Origin of the sequence: Shewanella sp. 10N.286.52.B9, from assembly GCF_002873635.1 — a bacterium.
Taxonomy (GTDB): domain Bacteria; phylum Pseudomonadota; class Gammaproteobacteria; order Enterobacterales; family Shewanellaceae; genus Shewanella.
The window spans coordinates 32,248-53,775 of the sequence record NZ_MCTY01000185.1 but is presented as its reverse complement, the minus strand read 5'-3'; the positions used below and the strand labels follow the sequence as shown (position 1 = coordinate 53,775).

Sequence of the window (21,528 nt, the reverse complement as noted above, 5' to 3'; positions counted from 1 at the left end):
TCGCCCTAGTTTTATTTAATGGCCACGGTTTTGTGTTTCACACTAATCTGATGCCATGTTGTCTGAGCGAGTTTAATTGCAACCAGACTCATAAAAACACAGCTCATCGCTGATTGAGCCGGCTTGGTGAGTGACAACATACCGCAACAGAGTAGCGGTATTTTTTGTTAGTGATTAGCACTTACTTCTAACTCCTAACTCCTAACTCCTTAGTGATTAGTGCTTGCAGATAGTGCTGAGGGTTAACTAAATACTGGCTCAATAACGCTATTTGTCAGCTGTTTTTTTACTGGGCGCGGTAAGCCTAATGCTGCCTCAATTGTTGGCTGGGGTTTACCCAGTAAATAGCCTTGGGCGTAATCAATTTGGTAGTGCTTGACCATATTTAGCACCTTGTCAGAATCCACAAATTCAGCCACGGTTTGAATATGCATTTTGCGAGCAAACTCAGATACGGTTTCAACTAAATGTTGGGCTTTTTTATCATGATCTAGGTGACGGATAAGCGAGCCATCAATCTTAATGATATCCACATCTAAGCTGAGTAAATGACTAAAGTTAGAATAACCAGCTCCAAAGTCATCAATGGCTATTTTACAGCCAAAAGGTTTTACTTTTGCAATGAAGTCTTTTACTAATTGGTAGTTGGTGATCTCATCACTTTCAAGTAATTCAAAGGTTAATCTTTGCGCCACCCCAGAGTATTGCTTCAGTAAATTAAGCAGCTGATTCACTTGTTCAGGTAGGGCAATATCATCGATAGAGATATTGACTGAAAACTCGTAGGGCTGTAGATGAAATAATGCAAAAGATTTTGTTAGCATACTCTGCATCAATAGTGGGTAAATACGCGATTGCACGGCGGTTTTCATAAACATTGCAGGCGTTAAATAATCGCCATCAGCTTGTTTTATTCGCATTAAACATTCAAATTTCGGGGCGCTATTGCCATCCAGTGGCTGGATTAATTGTACAAAGGGCACTACGGCATCATTTTGTATTGCCAGCGCCAACATACGGCTTTGCTGCATGTTGTGTTCAAAAGCTTGTGGGTTGACCATTGATAAAGAAAACAGCTGATAACGCTGAAACTGTTTAAGGGCAATTCTTCTGGCTAAATCAGCATGTTGATGCAGTTGTGAGTAATTACTATCAATACAGTGGGCTCCACCGGCGCTGAGGTTAACATATACCTCGTTGCCATCTATGGTGATGGCATGTTGAGTGACATCATCAATAATGGCTTCTGCTAGTTGTTGTAAGTGCAGATCTTCAACTTGATTGCTAAGGGTGACGACAAACTCGTTAGCGCCGGTTTTGTAAACCGTGTGCTGACTAGCGGCAGCGACGATCCGCTTGGCAATAACTTTGATAGTCGCATCGCCAGTTTTTACCCCGTAAAAATCATTTATTTGGCCAAACTGATTAATGTTAAAGGCAATTAAAGAGTGCGCAGTTTTGCCTGCTAAATCTGCGTAAAGCTTTTTGCGGTTAGGCAAGCCTGTAAGGTTATTAAAATAAGCCTCGGTATACAGATTAGTATTTTGCTGCTCAATTTTATTAAAACTGGTGACCAAGGACTGACGCATTAATTCGAAGTCTTCAGCCAGTTGTTGAATTTCATCTTGGCTATTTATGTAAAGTTTTTGGTTTAAATTACCCTTAACGATTCTTTGGGTCCAACTGGTCAGTATTAGAATGTCTTTGGTGACAATTTTACCGACGCGCATAAACAACCAGCTAGCGACAGCAATCAGCCCCAGCAAAAGCAACAACTGAAAAAACAGTATATTTAATAGTTCAGTGCCATAAAGCTTTACTTGAATCGACGCACCATAAAAGCCTTTTAATTGACCTCGGTAGACAATAGGCTGCATCAACTGGCTAAAACCTAGTACCCATTCAGCTTGTTGGGTACGGGCGGTTTCTATTTTACGCATATTGCGTGGGCGTTTTTTTACCTGTAATTGCCCAGTAAGCGCTTGTTGTTGTGCCTTGGGAATTAATTGCGCCCATAAGCCCTTCATAAAGTAATCTTCAGAGCTAGCAAAGCCAAGTTTTGAGGCTCTATCTTGTTGGATGGTTTCATTCTGACGGCGGTGATGCAAACTGACTAATTGGCCGTTTTTATCCAGCACCGCAAAATCAGACAAGGTAATTTGAAATAAGCTGTTTTGTTTTTTATCGATGCGGGTAGTCGCTTGAGAAAAAAAACGCTCAATGGTCGCTGAGATTTGTTGTTGCTGGCTTGCTATGTTGTCAAAATCAATTTGTTCACTGGCTAGCAGTAAGTGCATGTTATGCAAGGTGTCACTAACCGAAAGCTTTATCAATTGGCGGCTTTGATGCAGTTGATAGCCAAAAAACACCACTTGTACACAAATAAGGATCAACATGTTGCTGATCATCAGTTTACGGTGAAAGGGCATTTTTAAATGCAGTAACCAATATAAAAAAGGCTCTAATACACAAAATAGTAAAAATGCCCCCACAATCGATAGAGTAAATAGCTGCACTGTGGTGGCAATCTTGGGCCAGTCAAACACGTGTAACACAGAGTTGGTATCACCCCAAGGGTTACTGGTTGTGTTAGGGGTATTCGGATCTAAAATCCAAATCGGTGTCGGCTGTCCATCGAGATGCAGCACCAGTTTATATTCAATGTCACCGGGATGAATGGAAAGATCATATTGCCACTGGTTAGCAGAGACTTGCTGCATTTGATAATAAGGGTCGTCACTATACCAGTCAGAAAAACTGCCACTGACAAAAACCTTATTCACTTTAGCATCAGGGCTAAGACCATAATCTTGATTGAGGGCGTCAGAGAGCGGCAAGGTTAGCGTGATGCGATAAGGGCTTAACGCATCTGTAGTCATTGCATTAATTAGCCAAGTTTGAATCGGCCACAAACAGACTAGTGCAACCAAAATGCCCAGCCTCATTTTCCATTTATGTAAATAATGAGCAACTATACTCACAGACACGACCTTGTATCTTAAAAAAGTAACTACAGATGACTATATTACTTAGCCTTTGGTAAGCAATATGAGCTGCAATTTCACAGAGGTCAACAAATAGCAGTATAAAAAATGCCTTAAACAGTGTTCGGAAAAATCACCAATGATCGCAAGCCCTTATGAGGCCAGAGTTTGGGCTTAAAATAACTGATGTAACATGTTTAACACACTTGTATGAAAAATAACACCTTGGCCAGTTCAGTCTCACATCAAGGTGCTAATTTGTGAAGCTCAGCAAATAAGCTGTCTAGCAGATATAGCTTATTTTGCGTATAATAACTGCTATCTGTTTCTGCAATAAAAGTGCTATTTAAGCCACTTAAAGGCAGACAATCATTCATTTAAAGAGAACTCACCATGAGCAATATCCCACCATGTCCAAAATGTGAATCAGCCTACGTATACGAAGATGGCTCACAACTAGTTTGTCCAGAATGTGCTCATGAATGGAACCCAAACGAAGAAATCGTTGATCCAGATGCAATCATCCTAAAAGATGCAGTAGGTAACCTACTTGCAGAAGAAGACAAAGTGACCCTGATTAAAGACCTTAAAGTAAAAGGTTCTTCATTAGTGCTTAAAGTTGGTACTAAAGCGGTTATCAAACGTTTTGTTGATGCTGACCATGATATTGACTGTAAAGTTGATGGTCACGGCCAAATGATGCTCAAATCAAAGTTTGTTAGAAAGCAAAACTAAATCGCTTTTTAATTGAGTTTGATAAAAACCTGCCAAGTGCAGGTTTTTTTATGGCCGGCAGTTCAGTTGCCACCGCCTCATTGGAATCGAGAAAGTTATTGATTGGGATTGATAAAAGTTGTTTGAACTAGCCAAAGAAAAAGGGCTTAACCTTGCGGTTAAGCCCTTTTAGAATTTGGTGGAGGCGGCGGGATTTGAACCCGCGTCCAGAAAGCCTACATCCAAGGCGCTACATGTTTAGTCTCTCTTTTGGTTAACCAAGTACACTCCGAAAGACAGGATTGCAATTGGCGAGTCCGATACTATTTCGCGGTTCACCCTCGGACGGAGTTCCCTCGCTATCAAATGTAATATGACCATCTTGAATCCCTGCCCATTTGAGAGACGTGGGTAAGATGGCTAGCTAGCCTAAGCTGCTAGAGAGTAGTTAGAGTCGTTAGCAACTATAACAGTGCGGCTTTTTACGAGGCCAACCGCCCCTCGACATGCTCCCAGGGTTTCGTGAATCCTGTCGAATCCAGAATCGCCCCCAAAGTTTGTTGATTGTATCGGGTAAATACTAAAATACCTAATGTATTTGACCACAGTTACAATCGTTTGTTCATTATCCGTCCAGTCTCGACTTCTTCATTACTCGAGATTGTTCAACTTTCCACTCACGTTCTTTAGTGTCTTGGCGTTTATCGTGATCTTTTTTACCTTTACCGAGTCCTATTTCCACCTTTACCCAAGCGCTTTTGCGCCAGTAAAGTGACAATGGCACTAAGGTGTAGCCTTGACGCTCAATTAAGCCTTCAAGTTTATCAATTTCACTGCGCTTTAATAACAGCTTTTTAGTACGCACTGGGTCGCAAACTACATGGGTGGTTGCAGTGTTAAGTGGCTGAATGGTACAGCCATGCATAAAGGCTTCACCGTTTTTAATAAAAACGTAGCAATCTGCGAGGGTCACTTTACCCATACGCAAAGATTTTACTTCCCAGCCTTGAAGCTCTAAACCGGCTTCGACTTTTTCTTCGATTTTAAATTCAAAGGTGGCGCGCTTATTACGTGTAATCGTAGCGGGCGGATTCTTTGATTTTTTTGAATTCTTTTTTACCATAATCGCGTGTGATACCCGCTGTTATCCCATTTAAAAACTCTGCTTACTCGTTGACGTGTGGCAGAGATGGGGGAGAGAGAAAACTAATCTGTGGATTATACCCAAACGGCTTAAAGATGCGAGTACATTCATCAAGCTGTAATGGATGCGTTTTCTTGGGAGCATGTTAAAATCGACTCATTGTTAATATGAGTGTTGTTTTTCATGCCAAAAATTTCAAAAAGTGTACTGGTTCGATTTAGTGCAATGCAGATGTATGATCTGGTTAATGATGTGGAGTCATATCATGCATTTTTACCCGGCTGTGTGGGTGGGAAAGTGCTGGAGTTTGATGGACAAACTATGGTGGCGTCGGTTGATGTCTCTAAAGCTGGGATCCGTAAAACCTTCACCACTCGTAACCAAGTGGTGCCAGGTAAAACGATTGAGTTAAGGCTTGAGAATGGCCCTTTTAAACATTTAGACGGTTTATGGCGCTTTACCGAGTTAACGGACGATGCCTGTAAAGTTGAATTTGATTTAAATTTCGATTTTTCAAATCCATTAGCTGATTTGGCCTTTGGCAAAGTGTTTAAAGATCTGATGAATTCAATGGTGACGGCATTCACTGAAAGAGCCAAGGTGATTTACAATGACAAATGATGTTGAAACATTTGCGGTGGATGTGATTTATGCGCTACCGACTCAGCAAAAAATTATTAGCGTGAATGTGCTGCCTGGCACCACATTTATTGAGGCGGTAAAGCAAAGCAATATTGTCAGCTTTTTTCCAGAAATTGATTTAGCCAAGGTGAAGCTAGGGGTGTTTAGCCGTCAGGTCAAGCATGATGAAGTATTGGTGTCCGGTCAACGAATAGAAATATATCGGCCATTAATTGCAGATCCTAAAGATGTGCGTCGCAAGCGTGCTGAAAAAGCCAAAGAAGAAGGCCGCAGCAATAAGATAACGGGTGCAAAAGTTAACTGATTTGAACTAAAAGCGGTCATGTATTACTGCTATTACATAAATAAAAACGGAGAGAATGAAACATTCTCTCCGTTTTTATTTTTATTGCTTAAATCTGTTTTTCATTACTGCTCATCTTGCTGCGGTACATCATTTTCAGTTTCTAAGCGCTCTTCTTCAACAAGTGGGTGAATATCGCCCCTCATCGCTTTAGGTTCTTGCTCAGGTAGTAATGGTGCAACAACTGGGGCTGACACTGTTGGCAATGCCCCTTCGTTTAAAGGCGTATTAAAGTCATCACTGAGTTCATAGTCGCCTTCAACTTTGGTGAGTAAGTCGCCATCAAAGTATAAAATAAGTTCTTTATGAGTCACTTTAGCGTTACGGCCACTTTTAAAGTGATAAACGTAATACCAAATATTGTCTGCGAAACTATCACGCAACACTGGGCGACCTAAGATGTATTCAGCCTGCTCTTTAGTCATGTCGATACGCAGTTTTTCAACTTGCTGTAACTCCATGTAGTTACCTTGCGGTATATCTGGCTTGTAAATTAAGTAGTCAAAAACGCTACATGCACTTAGTGATACAGAAAGCGCAACGGCGCCTAAAAGGGTAAGACTTTGTTTTTTATTTATCATTGTCTGCGCTATTTCCTAAAAATCTGACGCCATCATACCCAAGGCTTCCCTATGCTGACAAGTGGCTATTGATACTTCATTACTACTTCAATGACGGTTATGACTCATTAGTGACTCAGTTAGTTCCCCAAATTTGACCAATGATGATTTTATTGGCGCTAAATATGTTGTGTAAATGTTTAAAAGAGGTGGTAATAGCGCTGCTATTTATATAAGTTTGATAGTAACTGGAGTTATTTTTAAATGCCGTGTGCCGCCATGGTAATGCTAGGGCATTTAGTGCAGAAAACTCTTAACCTTTTTTTGAAAAAAATTGAGCACAATGTCATTAACAAGAGTTGAACCGGGTGAGACTGGACGTTTAGTTTTTGTAGGGACGGGACTGCAACTTGCCGGCCATATCAGTAAATTAAGTCAAAGTTATATTGAGAATGCAGATATTGTATTTTCTATTGTGCCCGATGGTTTTGCTAACCGTTGGCTTGAAAGCTTAAATGGCAATCATATCTCATTACAGTGCCATTATGCTCAAGAGGGTGAAGTGAAGAATCGCCGCGACAGCTATGCTGAGATGGTTGAGGCGATTTTGCAGCAAGTTCGTCAGGATAAGCTGGTGGTGGTAGCCTTATATGGTCACCCTGGGGTATTTTCTTGTGTATCTCATTTAGCCATTAAGCAAGCGGTTAACGAAGGCTATGAGGCGAATATGCTGCCGGGTATTTCCGCTGAAGCATGTTTGTGGGCAGATTTAGGCATTGACCCCGGCTCTAATGGTCATCAAAGCTTTGAAGCAACACAATTTATGCTTTACCAGCATCATCCAGATCCTGCGACTTACTTGCTATTATGGCAAATCGCTTTGGCTGGTGAGCATACTTTGACCGAGTTTAGTACTGATCAACACCGCTTGGAGATTTTGGTTGATCACTTAAGCCAATGGTACCCACTTGATCACCAAGTTATTATATATGAAGCGGCAAACTTGCCAATTCAATCTCCAAGAATTGACCAAATTCCTTTAAAGGATTTGCCGTTTGCGCCATTAAGTATGATCAGTACTTTATTAATCCCACCTTCAATGCCGCTGAAGTTAAATCAGCTGATGATGAAAAAATTAGGGATTAATGCCAATGATATTGGTTAACAGAATACGGGTTATTGTGGACAATAACCGCGCTTGATAGCTGTACTAATCAATAGTGATAACAACCTTGAAGACAAATAAGGAAATAACATGTCAAATTTAACCGAGTTTTTTACTCAATTAAGCTCAGATGCCAAGTTGTTAGAGGCTTATAAGAAAGATCCTCGCGGCGTTATGCAGGCCAATGGTTTATCAGATAAAGACATTGACGCTGTGATGTCAGGGGATATGGCGCAAGTTAAATCCTTGGTGGGTGATGTTGAACTGAAATCAATTTTACTCGTCCATCACTTATCGTAATCTTAGCCTCATGCTAAAAGCGCTTAATCGGTTACTTTGCTCCACGTTATTCATTTTCTGCGCAGCAGTGAGTGCCGATGACGTCAGCGCTGACGATATTGACCAAAAATTAGATCTGCTAGATGTATCAATACTTAAAGATATTGATACCTCTAGCGCCAGCATTAATGAACTGTTTGGTTTGTTTGATAGTCTAAGTCGAGCGCAAAAAATAAGGCTTTATATTTTTGAGTCGGTACGGCTTATTCTTGCCGGAAAATATGAAAGTGCCTTACAGACTTTAGATAAGGCTCTATTACTCAACCCGAACGATGAGCAATTAACGAATATTTATGCTTATAAAATTTCTGCTAGTATTCCTTTAAAGCGCTATGAAGATGCTTTTAGCCTACTGGAGAAAAGCCTAGCACGCATTGACAGCTTTCAAGATAACTCGATTAAAATCAGTTCCTATGTCAGGCTAATGAATACCTATCTAGATTTAGATAAATATGACGAGGTACTTAGGCTTTCGAAGATTGTTTTTATGTTAAATAAAGGCCAAGATAGCAAATCCCATTGCTATGCCATGGTACTGACATCTGCAGCGCAATTATCATTGAACCAAATCCCTTATCTAGAACAATTACAATTATTGGCAGATACCCAAGATTATTGTCAGCAAAATAATTTCCCGTTAATTGCAGCTATGGCCATTAAAGGCAAGGCTATAGTTGAGTTTGAACACCATCATTATCAAACCGCAGAAGTGTTATTTCTTAAAGCGTTAGCAGCTTATCAACCGTTTAATTTTGAGTTAGAAATTAATAATATTTACGCTTATTTAAGTGAAGTTTATTTTCAGTTACAACAATTTCAACAGGCGGTTGAGTATGCCGAATTGGTCGATAAACTGACTAACGAGCCTAATAATTATAAGGCTAAGCAGCGTGCTTATAATGTGCTTTCAATGGTGGCTAGTAAACGTGGTCAATTTAAAGTTGCTTATCAATATCATGTGCAAGCCCATGCCATAGGGATGCTGTTAATTAATGATAAAAAGGTCAAAGAAACGGCATACCAAGTTGCAAAATTCGATAATGCAGAAAAGACTCGCCAGTTAAATAAACTGGCACAAGATCAAGAAATGCTAGCGAAAGAGCGCAGCATTATGAATAACGAAAAAAGCGCTTCGTTTATGTTTTCTACCGTCTTGACGGGCACGGTAGCATTTTTGAGTTTGTTGCTTGCCACCGCATGGATGCAAAGAAATCAATTTCGTAAACAAGCTCAAATTGATTTACTCACCGGCTTGTTAAATCGTGGTACTGGCGAAGAAAAAGCCGAAGATGAATTTGTCCAAGTGCTTGCCCGTGGCGGACAATATAGCGTTATAGTGATTGATTTAGACTTTTTTAAACAGATCAACGACACCTTTGGCCACGGCACTGGGGATTGGGCACTGAAAAAGGTTGCTGAGGTGATAACGGCGAATACCCGTAGTACAGATATCGTCAGTCGAATGGGTGGTGAAGAGTTTGCTATTTTTATGCCTTTTACCACAATTGAATTAGCAGTTGAGTTAGCGAAAAAAATACGATTTGATATTGAGTCGATTGATACTCGTTTTTCTGGTCATCAATTTACAATTACCGCAAGTTTTGGGGTTAGCCAAATAACGGCAGATGATCTAAGCCTTGATCCCATCATTAACCGTGCAGATACAGCCTTATATAAAGCAAAATCTGAAGGTCGAAATAAAGTGGTTTATTTATCATAGCTACCTGCTTTGGGCGTTTTTATCTGCACCAATATGGCTTCTGTATTTGCAAGCTTTGACCTTCCTTAGTGCAAAAATGCTTTAAATTGTGACTGTTTTTAACTTTTTATAAAAAAAGATGCATTTTTTTTCGACTAAACCAATAACTTTTGTGATGTTGATCCGGTTACAACTCCACCAGTCTAGAGTATATATTCTATATAGCCTATTTTGTTTACGTAAACGTCAAATTAAAACAGTTGTTTAAATTTGGTTGTGATTAAGCATATTATAACTCAATGATTTTAATTATTTTAATGGCTTTACCTCAGGGTATGTTCAAAACAAAATGCTATTTCTACTTTAGTAGAAAACTGCCTTAAGGCTGTACACAATTATTTGCGACATGTAATTAAAGTACTTGTGTAATTACCTTTTTGTGCTGTTGGTAAATTGGTTGGACAAGTTACCAACTAAAACCAATTAAATGTTGTTTTAATTTTTATCTGTTTTAAATCAGTGTTTTGTTGTGTTTTTGCTGTTGGTGTTACCAATTATTAGGTTGCTGTTTGGCTTGTTGAGGATGTTATTTGGTTGTTGCAAATGCAAACGTTTCTGGTTAGGTTTTAGTACGAAACAAACATTTGATGGTTAAAAAGTAGCAGGGTTTGTTTTTAGATATGTGGAAGTAAGTTGTCTGTTTATAAACACTGATAGAGGTGTACAGATAAATACGCTTACTGACCACCATTTAACTTTTAAAAACGAATTATTGCTCAAGGGGCTAAATATGACAGCAGAACAACTAATGGCTAAATATGCTAAATCACAGCCAAGTGCTGAAACTGATTTACCAACAAGCTCAGAGCTTGCTTTGATTGGCCCAGAAGTCCCTGGCCAAGAGGTTATCTTCAATGATGGCTCACTGTCATTATTGGCTAGTTTATGTGGTGCTTTTGCTGCTGAAGTTCCTGAGTTGCTATCACAGCGAAAATTAAAGCAGCAACGCATTGATGATGGTCAATTACCTGGCTTCTTACCTGAAACCCGCGCTATTCGAGATGGTGAGTGGGCGATTAGAGGGATACCTGAAGATCTTACTGACCGTAGAGTTGAAATTACTGGCCCCGTAGATCGCAAAATGATTATTAATGCGCTGAATGCCAACGTAAAAGTATTCATGGCAGATTTTGAAGACTCACTAGCACCAAGCTGGGAAAAAGTCGTTCAAGGTCAAATTAACTTACGTGATGCAGTGCGAGGCGATATTAGCTTTACTGCTGAGGCAACAGGCAAACATTACAGTTTAGATGAAGATCCTGCAGTACTTATCTGTCGAGTACGTGGATTACACCTTAAAGAAAAGCACGTTGAGTTCAAGGGCGAGTCTATTCCAGGTGGTCTGTTCGACTTCGCGATGTATTTTTATCACAACTACCATCAATTATTAGCTAATGGCAGCGGCCCTTACTTTTATCTTCCTAAGCTTGAAAGTCATGTTGAAGCGCGCTGGTGGGCAAAAGTGTTCGCATTCGTTGAAGAACGTTTTTGTTTAAAGTCAGGCACAATAAAATGTACCTGCCTAATTGAAACGCTGCCGGCAGTATTCGAAATGGACGAGATTTTATATGAACTACGTTCAAATATTGTGGCATTAAATTGTGGCCGCTGGGATTACATTTTCAGCTATATCAAAACCTTGAACAAACATGCTGACCGTGTTTTACCAGATCGCCAAGCAGTCACTATGGATACGCCTTTTTTAAGTGCTTATTCACGTCTACTGATTAAAACCTGTCACAAGCGTGGCGCATTAGCTATGGGCGGCATGGCAGCATTAATTCCGGCTAAAACAGCCGAAGAAAATGAAATTATTTTGCAAAAAGTAAAAGGTGATAAAGAGCTTGAAGCGCGTAATGGACATGACGGTACTTGGGTGGCACACCCTGGTTTAGCCGATACCGCCATGGCGATTTTCAATGATTATATTGGCGCCGGAACTAACCAGTTGCACATTACCCGTGATGTCGATGCACCGATATTAGCCGAAGAGCTGCTGACACCTTGTGATGGTGAACGTACCGAAGCGGGCATGCGTTTAAACATTCGTATCGCAGTGCAATATATCGAAGCGTGGATCCAAGGTAATGGTTGCGTTCCTATCTACGGATTGATGGAAGATGCCGCTACAGCAGAAATCTCACGCACCTCGATCTGGCAGTGGATCCAACATGAAAAGTCACTTTCTAATGGCAAGTTAGTCACTAAAGACTTATTCAAAACCATGCTGGCTGAAGAGCTAATTAATGTCGAGCAAGAGCTAGGGCAGCAAAGGTTTACCAGTGGTCAGTTTACTAAAGCGGCCAGTCTGTTTGAGGAAATTACCACCTCTGATGAGTTGGTCGATTTCTTAACACTACCGGGTTATGAGTTATTAACAGCTTAAATTCAGTAGACGTATTACAAAAGTTTAATTTATAGCGGCTGAGAAAGGTTATAGATTCGTGTCGCATCAACAAGAAGTGGGCACAGGTTACTTTGACCAAGTGACAAGCTGTATTCAAGGCGGTTAATCTTCAGTGACGGCATTGACCGGCTTTACCGAAGAAGAGCTGTTTTAATACCACTTCTGTAACAGTTTAGCTGCCATGCAGCTGATGTCCCCCGATGTAGTTCACCTACAGGCTACATCGGGTTTTATCCAGTATTTGGAATTTTAGCGCAAGCTAGTTGTCGTTCTTAATGCGAGGATTTTTACTTCCTACCCAGTAAGTTTTCAACCATTTGCTTGTGTTGCGGCTCTTATGAGCCGTTTTTTTTTGCTTAAAATTTATAGCGAAATCACAGCTGATTCAGTTAAACCTTCTAGTTATGTTATTGATTAATATCAATCCAAAGCGGCTAAAGGATTAGTGAGTCATTATCGAAGGCACCTAATGCTAGAGTAAATAACATAGACACTAATAGGGGGGAGTTTTGTTGCTGTATTCTTTTGCTTATGGACTTTTTTGACTGATAGCTCGTTAAACTCATATCTTGAGAAACTAATCGATTGTTTGGCTTAAGCGCTCAAGTAAGCAAAGCCAGCGTAGCTAAGTTGCTGGCTTAGGTTTTTAATCAATATTAACTTATCGATAGAGGTTATTTAGCTTGTTTCTTTGCGCCTATCAACCGCGCCACGGCTTTGGCATTGTCGTTAGGCACTGCAATACTTAAATGATATTGAATAATTTTCCAGCCATCATCAGTTAATTGTAGTGCACCTGTACCGCGACATAGACCATAACTGGCGCTTTCAAGTAATTCATCAAAAACAATGGTGTTATCAAACTGCAGTAGCTGGCGTGAGCTGACTTCATAATGCCAACCATCTGTAGGTCTGGCATAACCGGCAAATTGTTGCATATCCCAGCGCTCTGTGGCATCAGTGCCTAAAAACACCGCTTGCTGGTGATATAGCGAAAAGTAACTGTCCCAGTTCGCCTGGCTGGCATTTTGGTGTAGTTGGTCGAGAATGCTATTAGCTTGTTGCTTTGACTCGTCAGAGAGTGCCTCTTGAGCTGCTAGGGGTAAAGAAGACATTAAACATAAACTAGTGGTTAATAATAATCTTAAGATGGCTTTGTGCATGAAAATTCCTTGTCTGCTAAATGCTGGCTGGTAATGATAGCCGCGAAAATCAATGACTCAATGCTGATCTTAATGCCAATTGATTGGGTCTAGCTGATAAAACTGACTCAGTTCTTTATAAAGCAATTGATGCTGTTGGTAAAACGCTAACGGTTTCTCGAAAAAGGTTTCACTAATGACGGCAAAAAACTCAGCAGGATTGGTCGCACCATAGTAGTTAAACAGCGAGGGTAATTGATGCTGGGCACAATATTGCAGCGCTTTAAACTCACGACCGAGTGTTGCTGACCAAGTGGCATAATCGGTGAACTCTTTTAATGGCGGTGCGCCATTGGCATTGCCGTTTTCCTGATCTAGCTGATGAGCAAACTCATGAATAACCACATTTTGACCATCAAATGGCGCTGCAGCGCCGTCCAAAGTACTTTTCCACGACAAGATGATCTTGCCATTACCCCAGGACTCTCCCAGTAACACATTACGTTCATTAGAGGATACGCCGGCAAAGTCGGTGTTATTTTTCTCAACAATAAACGCATAGGGATACACTAAAATTTGATTTAACTTGGGGTAAAAATTGGTTTTTCGATTGAGTAATAACAAGCAGGCTTGCGCGGCAATGGTCACTCTTACTTCGTCGGTAATGTTGAAGCCATCACAGCCGACAAATTGTTTTTCATCAATAAAAATCTGGATTAACTTTTTTAGTTGTAGCTGCAGATCTGTGGGCAATGCATGAAAATAGGGTAAGCGACGCTTAAGGATTTGCCGCCATGCTTTAGGGAAAGGCCTTGTCATAAGCTGTTGCCTGCGCTTTTCAGTGCGTTGAGACTTAGTCATAATCAACGCGATGGCAGTTACCGCAACGGTGACAAGTAAAAACACTGCAAACATTCAGCTCTCCCAGATTATATTAGCTTGTCATTATGTTATTGGGTGAATTTGCGCCAAATTCAAGTGGCTGATTTTTATTGAGACAAAAAAAACTGGCAAACAACCAAGGTTGCTGCCAGAAAGAAGGGGAGGGAGTTTATTTTTATAGTTGATTTAACGTATTTGCAGTCGTTGCTCTATTTGCTGTTGTTCTTCAAGTGATAATGAAAAATGCTGTTTAATCATTATTCTAATTAACTTTGACTTTGCCGATTGGCTGCTTTGACTTAAGCAGTTTAATTGCTCAATTGCCGCTTCACTTAAGGTAAATGTTGCCCGTCTAAATGGTTTAGGTTTTTCATTTATGGGTTCATTCGCTTCAGCTTGGGTGGTTAATTCCCATAGTTGCTGCATCGCCTGTTGGTTTGAATCTGCATTTTTACAGGCGCTCGACTGCTGTGGTTTGCCCATAGCGTAAAGATTTGCTGCCTCAATAAAGTCATCAACTGACATTTGCGGCAAAAAAGGCGTACTACATGGCGTAACGGTTTTCTTCAGATCGGCCAGGCCCATAACTTCCCCCTAATTGCGTTACATTATCGTTATTATTTCGCTGCCTGATTAGCTGTTTGGCATCGCTTACTTCTAGCAATTCACAAGCAATATTACGGATTTCAACCGCGGCTTTTCCATTGGGGTCTATTTCAATGACTGACAAGCCAGACTCTTCACTGTCGTCATAAATATTTCGGCTGTAAGTAATCGCATCAAGCACGTTAATATCGTAAGTTTTACATACCTCTTTAGCTTCGAGTATTCGACCTGCTTGGTTAGGCAAACTTGGACACTGAGTTACCACAAAAGAGGCTTTCATGGTGGGATTAATCATTTTGCAGGTAGCGACAATATCATCCATGTGACTGACCGTTTTTAGGTCTCTACGCTTGGGTCTTAGGGGCATTAAGGCGTGAGAGGCCACTGATAATGTAGCGCGCAGGGCTAAATTGTCTTGGCCGCCGCAGTCAACGAGTACATAATCATAATGTTTCTCAAGACTGAGTAAGTCGTTACGGATTTTTCCGTACAATTGGACGCAATTTATTGCTGGTAATTCAGGGTTGTTATTGCGCGCTTGGATCCAATCTGATGTGGTTCTTTGCGGGTCGCAATCGACCATGATAATACTGGCTGTGGCTTCTTTAGCGAGAAATACTGCGATATTTTGGGCTAAGCAGCTTTTACCACTACCGCCTTTTTCACCACCGACTAAGATAATCATCAAAACATCTCCTGATGTGGTATAACGCCATTGGATTGTCAATCATTATTGATTCGCTTGGTTATAAAAGGTTGATTTTTTGTTGGCGCTTTATGTTGCACTTGTTATTAACTTTATGTTGCTATGACTTGGTCGTCAATGTGCTATAAATTGACGTTTTTAGTGGCTTTGACAGGCGTTTGTTTTTTGACAAAATAGCGGCTAATGGCGATTTTTTGACTGTGTTAACCTTATGAGCTATTCACTATAATTTTAGTAATAAATTGAATTGCTTAAGTTGATTATTTGATAAATTAATGACCAGAAAAGTGGCTAGTGTTGCCAACCGCTAAATGTAAATGACTCTTATCTATAACTAAACTTTGCTTTTGTATTTATCGCTATTCCAAAATGTTATATTGCTATTGTTAACTAAATCTCCTGAACAAAAAGACTTTGACACTATGAATGAAAAATTATTATTAGAAGCCATTAACCAAACCATGCCATTTGGTAAATATGCTGGACGAAAGTTACTGGAATTACCCGAGCCATACCTGGTGTGGTTTCATAGTAAAGGTTTTCCTGAGGGGAAGTTAGGCGAGCAATTGGCATTGATGTATGAAGTAAAACTTAATGGTTTAGAGCAGATGCTGCAGCCGTTATTAACAAAGTAAATCCACTGGTTAACGTGTTTGTAAGACTTGTCTTTATCAGTTGATATCTTGCCTTGTGCTGCTGAGGATTAAGATTTAAGTGAGCGGCTTGCTTAAATAGAAACTATTAATCACCTGCTGTTGACTGATTTGGTAGCTTGGCTGGATCAGTGTAAACCCTTGCTTGATGAAAAATGCTTTTGATAAGTATGACGCATCAACATTCAATTCTGCGTAGCCTTGGCTGAGAGCCCACTTTTCTAAGGTTTCATAAAGCTGACATGCTAGCCCTTGTTGCTGATAGGCGGGGGCGATATACAAACTATCAATATAACCGCGGCTTTTAAAATGGGTTTCGACATTGATAACCCCAATAACCTTTGGCTGCTGACTTGCTAAAGTATCGGCTTTGTTTGTTGCCAGCATTAACCAAGATTGCGATCGCGTCAGCCGTAATTGCCAATGTTTTGCTGAGCGCGGTTTAGTTGACCATGCGGCTAACTGGGCTTGAGAGTATCGTCGGTGTGAGATTTGTCGAACACTTTGATGAACTAGCTCACTGACTTGCTGAGTAAAAGCAGGCCTGAAGGTGATAATTGAATATTGCGCTGTTTGAGTCATGGCTGCTTGATATCAGATAAAAAATCGGCTAATGAGAATTAGCCGATTATGGGGTATTTATTGCTAAAGCGAGTTATTTTTTCTCGATTTTGCCAACAAATAATAATTTATCAAAGGTTTTGTTTAATGTGCTGCTGGTGAAATCTTGCATCCACATTTGCTCATTCATGATCACAGTGTCACCTTTAGTGATCGCAACTTGTGGGCCAGCAGCCCAAAAAGTTTTATCTTCTGCTTTAACTTGAACATAGGTATAACCACCGCTGTTCATCGTTTCTACTACTTCACCTTGGTGCATAATACCAGCAGCCCATGCTGATGATACGCCTAATGCTAATGTTGCTGCTGCAGCTAATTTGATCAGTTTTGCTTTCATGAATACGTTCCCTATTTGATTAGGCTAAATTTTGCAATGATTCAGGTCATGAATCTACATAAAGATAGTTTATTAAATCATGAAGCGCACACAGGGTCTGTGATCCGCGGCAGATTTGTGAATACTAAATTACTACACAAGGCAAAATTTAAACTCAATATTACCTGTGGCTAATATAGTAAACATTAGGCTGTAATGGGTTTTCGATTAAGTTTCCATGCTGGGTAACAAAATCAACAAAGGCTTCAGGTAACGTCTTGGTATCTAAGTCTTGTTGCCAATGGGCTTTTAGTAATGCGTCATAACCTTCTTTACCTAAGGCGGTATAGGCCGAAGACACCCCAATATAGAGCTTTTCAGGATCAATTGCCGACCATAAACCGTCTTGATATAACTCAACGGAGGTAATACGTTGATGCATCGCTAAGGTGCCATCATAGAAATAGCGGATACCATAAGTGTAGGGGAAGCTACCAGCGCCAGTGCCAGTTACCCCATTATTGGTGGCGGCATTAATGGCCGACTCCAGCACTTCATAAAGGTATTTGCCTTGAATTTGATATTTCACTAATGGCAACTCAAAAGGCAAAATCCGCCCTAATACATCCGCCATTGATAAGCTGCCTTTATTTAATGACTGCCGAACGCCACCGGCATTATGTAAGGCAAAATCGAGTTTTTCACCTGAATGCTTAGTGGCTTTAAACATACTTCTACAAACCCAAGGGGCAATTTCACTGCCATGGGGAAAGTGCTTACTGGGTAAACGGGTATGAATGAAATCATGGGGTATGTAAGCAAGCACTTGCTCTTCTAGCGCATTTAGCGCTGGGCGGTATTGCTCCATTATGGTGTTATGAATGCTTTCACAGGCCTGATCACCACGGATAGCAGGGTGGCTGATAAGCTTGGTTTTTACGCTATTTATTTGCTGCTCTGTGGGCAAAGTATTGAGGTTAGTAAGCTGATTATCTTGCTTAGGATTAAACAGCACTTCTAATTCATCATCAATCATAAAGTAGTTATTACCATTTATGGCAATACAGGCGCCAGAGCGATCAAAAGTGATATTAGCTAAGCCTAAGACTTCAGCGTATTTACTGGCATGGATGATAGGGGTGTTATTTACCCGCTCAGCATAGGGAGTGTGGCTAAGACCTAGTTCATCGAATCGACCTTGTAAGGTATGTGAGTGCCCACCAACTATGACGCTGATCCCAGATACTTTTTCTGCTAACTCTCGGTCTTGATCTAGCCCTAAATGGCTGAGGACAATAATATGCTGTATGCCTTGCTGCTGCAGACTGGCAATGGTATTAGCCGTCGTGTCAATGGCATTGATAAAATGGGTATCAGGATCGGGGCGAGCAATCAGCGGCATCTGATCCAGCGTAATCCCGACAATGGCGATGTGAGTATCATAAAACGGCTTAACTAGCACCTTGGCACATTGGGTCTGATTGTCGTAATCATAAAGCATAGGGTGACCACTTAGGCGGCCTTCTTTATCGGTTAACTCTTGGCTGAGATCCATATTGCCAGCTAACACCGGAAATTCGATACGATTTAAAAAAGCCAGTACTGGGCTATTACCTGCATCTATTTCATGATTACCTAACACCATAGCATCGGGTTTGAGCATATTGAGTAGGTGCGCGTTAGCCGCGCCTTGAAATTCTCTAAAATATAAGGTGCCTTGAAAGCTATCGCCGCCATGCAAAAACAAAAACTCATGGTTATGTTGAGCAGCTTGTTGCCTTGCTGATTCAATTTGATGGCCTAAACGGGCGTAGCCACCTGTTTTCGTGTTGACGTGATAATGCTGTTGCTCGACCGATAAGGAAAATTGAACACTGCTAGGCTCAAAATTAGAATGAGTATCGTTAATATGAGCAAGGCTAAGGCGATAGTTATTGGGCATCTTTTACTCTAATACAGAAAAAGGAGGCTGTTCCTGATCCGGCGTTTAATGAACTTAATGGGTGACTGATTTTTGTAGCTGTTTACTTTAGTCGTTGTTTACTTTAGTTGCTGCTAATGCATAGCCGTTAAACCAAGGCTGTGGTTATATTAACTAAATTAAAAAGGGAGCTTAAGCTCCCTTAAATCTATAGCTATAAAGCTAGAGTATTATTGCGGTGGGGTTTGAGATTGCTTGGTAAACTCACCGTCATCAGATAATACAATGCCTTTATGCTTCATGCGGCTACTCCACAATTTACGCGCTAATTGCTGCATATCGGTGACAGGATCGTTTGAATCGACAATTTCTAGTCCCAGTAAAGACTCAACAATATCTTCTAAGGTGACAATACCTTCACCAGAACCATACTCATCGACAATCATAGCGATTTTAGTATTTCGCTTAATCATCAATTCAAATATCGGTAAAATCTTGGCGGTTTCAGGAATAACCAGCAGGTTTTTCTTCAATACACCAATGGATTCTTTCTGGGTGTAACGTTCTGCTTGAATGATATTATTACGGTTAACATAACCAATAATATTATCAGGGTCGTCTTCATATACAGGAATACGGGTAAAGGGTTTAGCTAAAAACTGCTGCACAAATTGCCCTTGGGTCAGAGTCACCGGTAATTTAAACATCACGGTTCGCGGTGTCATAATCGCTGAAACGGGCATTTCTTTAACCGATAACATTTGCGTTAAAATGGCAGACTCTTGTTTATCAAGTTCACCTGATTGTCGCCCAATTTCGGCCATCGCACTCATTTCTTGACGAATATACTGCCCTTCGTCGCCTTTACCCATTAATTTGGTGACTTTTGAAGACATCCAGATTAGTGGTTTGGTAATACGCTCTAACCACACTAAAACTAGCGACACTGATGGCGCTAATGAACGCCAATAGTTTGCACCTAAGGTTTTAGGAATGATTTCTGAGAAAAATAAGATGAGAAAGGTCAGTACCCCGGAAAATACCCCTAGCATTTCATCGCCAAAGACCTTTGCCGCTTGAGCACCAGCAACAGCTGCGCCTACGGTATGGGAAATGGTGTTGAGAGTCAGGATAGAAACCAGTGGTGATTCCACGTTTTCTTTCTGTTTATTAAGCCGATCGGCAGCTTTACGATTCGTTTTAGCCAAAGTGGCAATATAACTAGGCGTAACAGACAGTAGTACCGCCTCAAATACACTACAAAGAAAAGAGATTGCAATGGCGATAAATACTATAATGATAAGGGTTATCATAAAGGTGGAATTACACCTCCAAATGGCAGACCAATATTAGTCCGAGGAAATTCTAGCATAGTCTCTAAGCTTTGTTGCTACTTCTATAGCCAAATTTTGTTAGGATCTGTATAATTCGCCGCCCGCAAGCAAGTTTTAGGTTTTTTGAGGTTACACAACATGAGTGAAAAAAAGATCAATTTATTGGATCTTGATCGAAAATCGATGAGAGCGCTATTCGCAGAAATGGGCGAAAAACCGTTCCGAGCCGATCAATTGATGAAATGGCTTTATCACTTTGGTGTTAGCGACTTCGAAGAAATGAACAATATTAACAAGGCACTGCGCGCTAAGTTAGCTCGAAAGTGTGAAATTGTTGCCCCTGAGATTGCTAGCTTTCAAAAGTCATCTGATGGGACCATTAAGTTTGCGATCAATGTTGGTCAAGGCCAAGAAGTCGAGACTGTTTACATCCCTGAAGAAGACCGTGCAACCCTGTGTGTATCATCACAAGTGGGCTGTGCATTGGAATGTACTTTCTGCTCAACAGGGCAGCAAGGCTTCAACCGTAACCTCTCAGTGGCTGAAATCATCGGTCAAGTATGGCGTGTATCAGAATTTTTAGGTTTCCATAAAGACACTGGCGATCGTCCAATCACTAACGTTGTTATGATGGGAATGGGTGAGCCACTATTAAACTTAGCCAATGTGATCCCTGCAATGGACATCATGTTAGATGACTTTGGTTTTAGTCTGTCTAAGCGTCGTGTGACCTTATCGACTTCAGGTGTCGTGCCTGCGTTAGACAAATTAGGTGACGTGATCGATGTGGCTTTAGCGGTGAGTATTCATGCGCCAAATGATGAGCTGCGTGATGTATTGGTGCCGGTAAACAAGAAATACCCGCTAGAAGAATTTTTAGCTGGGATTCGTCGTTACCTAGAAAAGTCCAATGCTAACCGCGGACGTGTTACAGTCGAATACGTGATGCTTGATCATATCAATGACAGTACAGATCAAGCCCATGAATTAGCCAAGCTAATGAAAGACACGCCGTGTAAGATTAACTTAATTCCGTTTAATCCTTATCCTGGTTCGCCATATGGTCGCTCTTCTAATTCTAGAATTGACCGTTTTTCTAAAGTATTAATGGAATACGGCTTAACGGTTATTGTGCGTAAAACCCGTGGTGATGATATTGATGCGGCTTGTGGACAATTAGCCGGTGATATTCGTGATCGCACTAAACGTTTAGCAAAAAAACAAATGCAACAAAATCAGATTTCGGTCACAATGGATTAACTCATTGTTTGTATAGATTAATAGGCGTTG

The 21,528-nt window shown here is 40.7% G+C and carries 20 protein-coding genes and 1 other RNA gene; 9 read left to right on the top strand and 12 right to left on the bottom strand.

Features of this window, described 5'->3' with window-relative positions; translation table 11 throughout:
• Positions 1-242: 242 nt before the first annotated feature.
• A complete protein-coding gene (locus tag BCU91_RS13645; RefSeq protein WP_133126609.1) occupies positions 243-2,981 on the bottom strand; it encodes an EAL domain-containing protein in 2,739 nt (912 codons plus the stop codon).
• A 396-nt stretch (positions 2,982-3,377) separates the two neighbouring features.
• On the opposite strand from BCU91_RS13645, the gene BCU91_RS13640 reads away from it, so the two are divergent.
• Positions 3,378-3,719 carry a zinc ribbon domain-containing protein YjdM gene (locus BCU91_RS13640; protein WP_076542642.1) on the top strand — a complete coding sequence of 114 codons (342 nt, stop codon included), beginning with the start codon at positions 3,378-3,380 and terminating at the stop codon, positions 3,717-3,719.
• A gap of 176 nt (positions 3,720-3,895) precedes the next feature.
• On the opposite strand, the gene ssrA is transcribed toward BCU91_RS13640, so the two are convergent.
• Positions 3,896-4,250, bottom strand: a transfer-messenger RNA (tmRNA) gene (gene ssrA / locus BCU91_RS13635).
• A 73-nt stretch (positions 4,251-4,323) separates the two neighbouring features.
• Positions 4,324-4,821 carry an SsrA-binding protein SmpB gene (gene smpB, locus BCU91_RS13630; protein WP_076542647.1) on the bottom strand — a complete coding sequence of 166 codons (498 nt, stop codon included), beginning with the start codon at positions 4,819-4,821 and terminating at the stop codon, positions 4,324-4,326.
• A 204-nt stretch (positions 4,822-5,025) separates the two neighbouring features.
• On the opposite strand from smpB, the gene BCU91_RS13625 reads away from it, so the two are divergent.
• Both BCU91_RS13625 and BCU91_RS13620 read left to right on the top strand, forming a co-directional pair.
• Entirely contained in the window at positions 5,026-5,463 is a 438-nt protein-coding gene (locus BCU91_RS13625; protein ID WP_102440491.1) for a type II toxin-antitoxin system RatA family toxin, read from the top strand.
• Complete coding sequence (locus tag BCU91_RS13620; RefSeq protein ID WP_102440492.1) at positions 5,453-5,788, top strand: RnfH family protein; 336 nt, start codon at positions 5,453-5,455, stop codon at positions 5,786-5,788. The genes BCU91_RS13625 and BCU91_RS13620 overlap by 11 nt, the downstream gene beginning before the upstream one ends.
• A gap of 104 nt (positions 5,789-5,892) precedes the next feature.
• Here BCU91_RS13620 and bamE read toward each other — a convergent pair whose 3' ends face one another.
• The gene (gene bamE / locus BCU91_RS13615; RefSeq protein ID WP_102440603.1) at positions 5,893-6,408 is read right to left on the bottom strand and encodes an outer membrane protein assembly factor BamE; all 516 of its coding nucleotides are present in this window, start codon (positions 6,406-6,408) and stop codon (positions 5,893-5,895) included.
• Between the two features lie 322 nt (positions 6,409-6,730).
• On the opposite strand from bamE, the gene BCU91_RS13610 reads away from it, so the two are divergent.
• The 4 genes from BCU91_RS13610 to aceB all read left to right on the top strand — a co-directional run bounded on the left by BCU91_RS13610 (position 6,731) and on the right by aceB (position 12,036).
• Positions 6,731-7,552, top strand: coding sequence for an SAM-dependent methyltransferase (locus BCU91_RS13610; RefSeq protein WP_102520548.1), 822 nt, complete (start codon positions 6,731-6,733; stop codon positions 7,550-7,552).
• Between the two features lie 90 nt (positions 7,553-7,642).
• Positions 7,643-7,852: a hypothetical protein gene (locus tag BCU91_RS13605; protein ID WP_102477204.1), complete on the top strand. Its 210-nt coding sequence runs from the start codon at positions 7,643-7,645 to the stop codon at positions 7,850-7,852.
• A 67-nt stretch (positions 7,853-7,919) separates the two neighbouring features.
• On the top strand, positions 7,920-9,611 hold the full coding sequence (locus BCU91_RS13600) for a GGDEF domain-containing protein (RefSeq protein WP_206747624.1): 1,692 nt from the start codon (positions 7,920-7,922) through the stop codon (positions 9,609-9,611).
• A gap of 787 nt (positions 9,612-10,398) precedes the next feature.
• Positions 10,399-12,036, top strand: a complete 1,638-nt coding sequence (aceB, locus tag BCU91_RS13595) for a malate synthase A (RefSeq protein WP_102531715.1) — start codon at positions 10,399-10,401, stop codon at positions 12,034-12,036.
• Between the two features lie 695 nt (positions 12,037-12,731).
• Here aceB and BCU91_RS13590 read toward each other — a convergent pair.
• The 4 genes from BCU91_RS13590 to BCU91_RS13575 form a co-directional block, all read right to left on the bottom strand.
• Complete coding sequence (locus tag BCU91_RS13590) at positions 12,732-13,220, bottom strand: nuclear transport factor 2 family protein (protein WP_102531707.1); 489 nt, start codon at positions 13,218-13,220, stop codon at positions 12,732-12,734.
• Between the two features lie 69 nt (positions 13,221-13,289).
• The gene (locus BCU91_RS13585; protein WP_102531706.1) at positions 13,290-14,114 is read right to left on the bottom strand and encodes a M90 family metallopeptidase; all 825 of its coding nucleotides are present in this window, start codon (positions 14,112-14,114) and stop codon (positions 13,290-13,292) included.
• A gap of 153 nt (positions 14,115-14,267) precedes the next feature.
• The gene (locus BCU91_RS13580) at positions 14,268-14,666 is read right to left on the bottom strand and encodes a CopG family transcriptional regulator (protein ID WP_102440598.1); all 399 of its coding nucleotides are present in this window, start codon (positions 14,664-14,666) and stop codon (positions 14,268-14,270) included.
• Positions 14,626-15,372 (bottom strand): AAA family ATPase, encoded by a 747-nt coding sequence (locus BCU91_RS13575; protein ID WP_076542673.1) that lies wholly within the window; start codon positions 15,370-15,372, stop codon positions 14,626-14,628. Before BCU91_RS13575 ends, BCU91_RS13580 begins: the two co-directional genes overlap by 41 nt.
• Positions 15,373-15,815: 443 nt before the next feature.
• Between BCU91_RS13575 and BCU91_RS13570 the strand changes: the two genes are divergently transcribed.
• Positions 15,816-16,028, top strand: coding sequence for a DUF3820 family protein (locus BCU91_RS13570; protein WP_102440597.1), 213 nt, complete (start codon positions 15,816-15,818; stop codon positions 16,026-16,028).
• 75 nt (positions 16,029-16,103) lie between these two features.
• Here BCU91_RS13570 and BCU91_RS13565 read toward each other — a convergent pair whose 3' ends face one another.
• The 4 genes from BCU91_RS13565 to BCU91_RS13550 form a co-directional block, all read right to left on the bottom strand.
• Positions 16,104-16,628, bottom strand: coding sequence for a GNAT family N-acetyltransferase (locus tag BCU91_RS13565; RefSeq protein ID WP_102531704.1), 525 nt, complete (start codon positions 16,626-16,628; stop codon positions 16,104-16,106).
• A gap of 73 nt (positions 16,629-16,701) precedes the next feature.
• Entirely contained in the window at positions 16,702-17,004 is a 303-nt protein-coding gene (locus tag BCU91_RS13560) for an NrfJ (protein WP_102440595.1), read from the bottom strand.
• A gap of 160 nt (positions 17,005-17,164) precedes the next feature.
• A complete protein-coding gene (locus tag BCU91_RS13555) occupies positions 17,165-18,925 on the bottom strand; it encodes a bifunctional metallophosphatase/5'-nucleotidase (RefSeq protein WP_102531703.1) in 1,761 nt (586 codons plus the stop codon).
• Positions 18,926-19,134: 209 nt separating this feature from the next.
• Positions 19,135-20,217 (bottom strand): hemolysin family protein, encoded by a 1,083-nt coding sequence (locus BCU91_RS13550; protein ID WP_102440593.1) that lies wholly within the window; start codon positions 20,215-20,217, stop codon positions 19,135-19,137.
• Positions 20,218-20,376: 159 nt separating this feature from the next.
• On the opposite strand from BCU91_RS13550, the gene BCU91_RS13545 reads away from it, so the two are divergent.
• Positions 20,377-21,498, top strand: a complete 1,122-nt coding sequence (locus BCU91_RS13545; RefSeq protein ID WP_076542685.1) for a bifunctional tRNA (adenosine(37)-C2)-methyltransferase TrmG/ribosomal RNA large subunit methyltransferase RlmN — start codon at positions 20,377-20,379, stop codon at positions 21,496-21,498.
• Positions 21,499-21,528: the final 30 nt, after the last annotated feature.

Bases quoted from the DNA above. Each gene is read 5' to 3' on its own strand.
- BCU91_RS13555 (WP_102531703.1), bottom strand. From the start codon at position 18,925: ATGCCCAATAACTATCGCCTTAGCCTTGCTCATATTAACGATACTCAT.
- BCU91_RS13580 (WP_102440598.1), bottom strand. From the start codon at position 14,666: ATGGGCCTGGCCGATCTGAAGAAAACCGTTACGCCATGTAGTACGCCT.
- aceB (WP_102531715.1), top strand. From the start codon at position 10,399: ATGGCTAAATATGCTAAATCACAGCCAAGTGCTGAAACTGATTTACCA.
- smpB (WP_076542647.1), bottom strand. From the start codon at position 4,821: ATGGTAAAAAAGAATTCAAAAAAATCAAAGAATCCGCCCGCTACGATT.
- BCU91_RS13590 (WP_102531707.1), bottom strand. From the start codon at position 13,220: ATGCACAAAGCCATCTTAAGATTATTATTAACCACTAGTTTATGTTTA.
- BCU91_RS13545 (WP_076542685.1), top strand. From the start codon at position 20,377: ATGAGTGAAAAAAAGATCAATTTATTGGATCTTGATCGAAAATCGATG.
- BCU91_RS13550 (WP_102440593.1), bottom strand. From the start codon at position 20,217: ATGATAACCCTTATCATTATAGTATTTATCGCCATTGCAATCTCTTTT.
- bamE (WP_102440603.1), bottom strand. From the start codon at position 6,408: ATGATAAATAAAAAACAAAGTCTTACCCTTTTAGGCGCCGTTGCGCTT.
- BCU91_RS13605 (WP_102477204.1), top strand. From the start codon at position 7,643: ATGTCAAATTTAACCGAGTTTTTTACTCAATTAAGCTCAGATGCCAAG.
- BCU91_RS13575 (WP_076542673.1), bottom strand. From the start codon at position 15,372: ATGATTATCTTAGTCGGTGGTGAAAAAGGCGGTAGTGGTAAAAGCTGC.
- BCU91_RS13620 (WP_102440492.1), top strand. From the start codon at position 5,453: ATGACAAATGATGTTGAAACATTTGCGGTGGATGTGATTTATGCGCTA.
- BCU91_RS13625 (WP_102440491.1), top strand. From the start codon at position 5,026: ATGCCAAAAATTTCAAAAAGTGTACTGGTTCGATTTAGTGCAATGCAG.
- BCU91_RS13640 (WP_076542642.1), top strand. From the start codon at position 3,378: ATGAGCAATATCCCACCATGTCCAAAATGTGAATCAGCCTACGTATAC.
- BCU91_RS13560 (WP_102440595.1), bottom strand. From the start codon at position 17,004: ATGAAAGCAAAACTGATCAAATTAGCTGCAGCAGCAACATTAGCATTA.
- BCU91_RS13565 (WP_102531704.1), bottom strand. From the start codon at position 16,628: ATGACTCAAACAGCGCAATATTCAATTATCACCTTCAGGCCTGCTTTT.
- BCU91_RS13570 (WP_102440597.1), top strand. From the start codon at position 15,816: ATGAATGAAAAATTATTATTAGAAGCCATTAACCAAACCATGCCATTT.
- BCU91_RS13610 (WP_102520548.1), top strand. From the start codon at position 6,731: ATGTCATTAACAAGAGTTGAACCGGGTGAGACTGGACGTTTAGTTTTT.
- BCU91_RS13585 (WP_102531706.1), bottom strand. From the start codon at position 14,114: ATGTTTGCAGTGTTTTTACTTGTCACCGTTGCGGTAACTGCCATCGCG.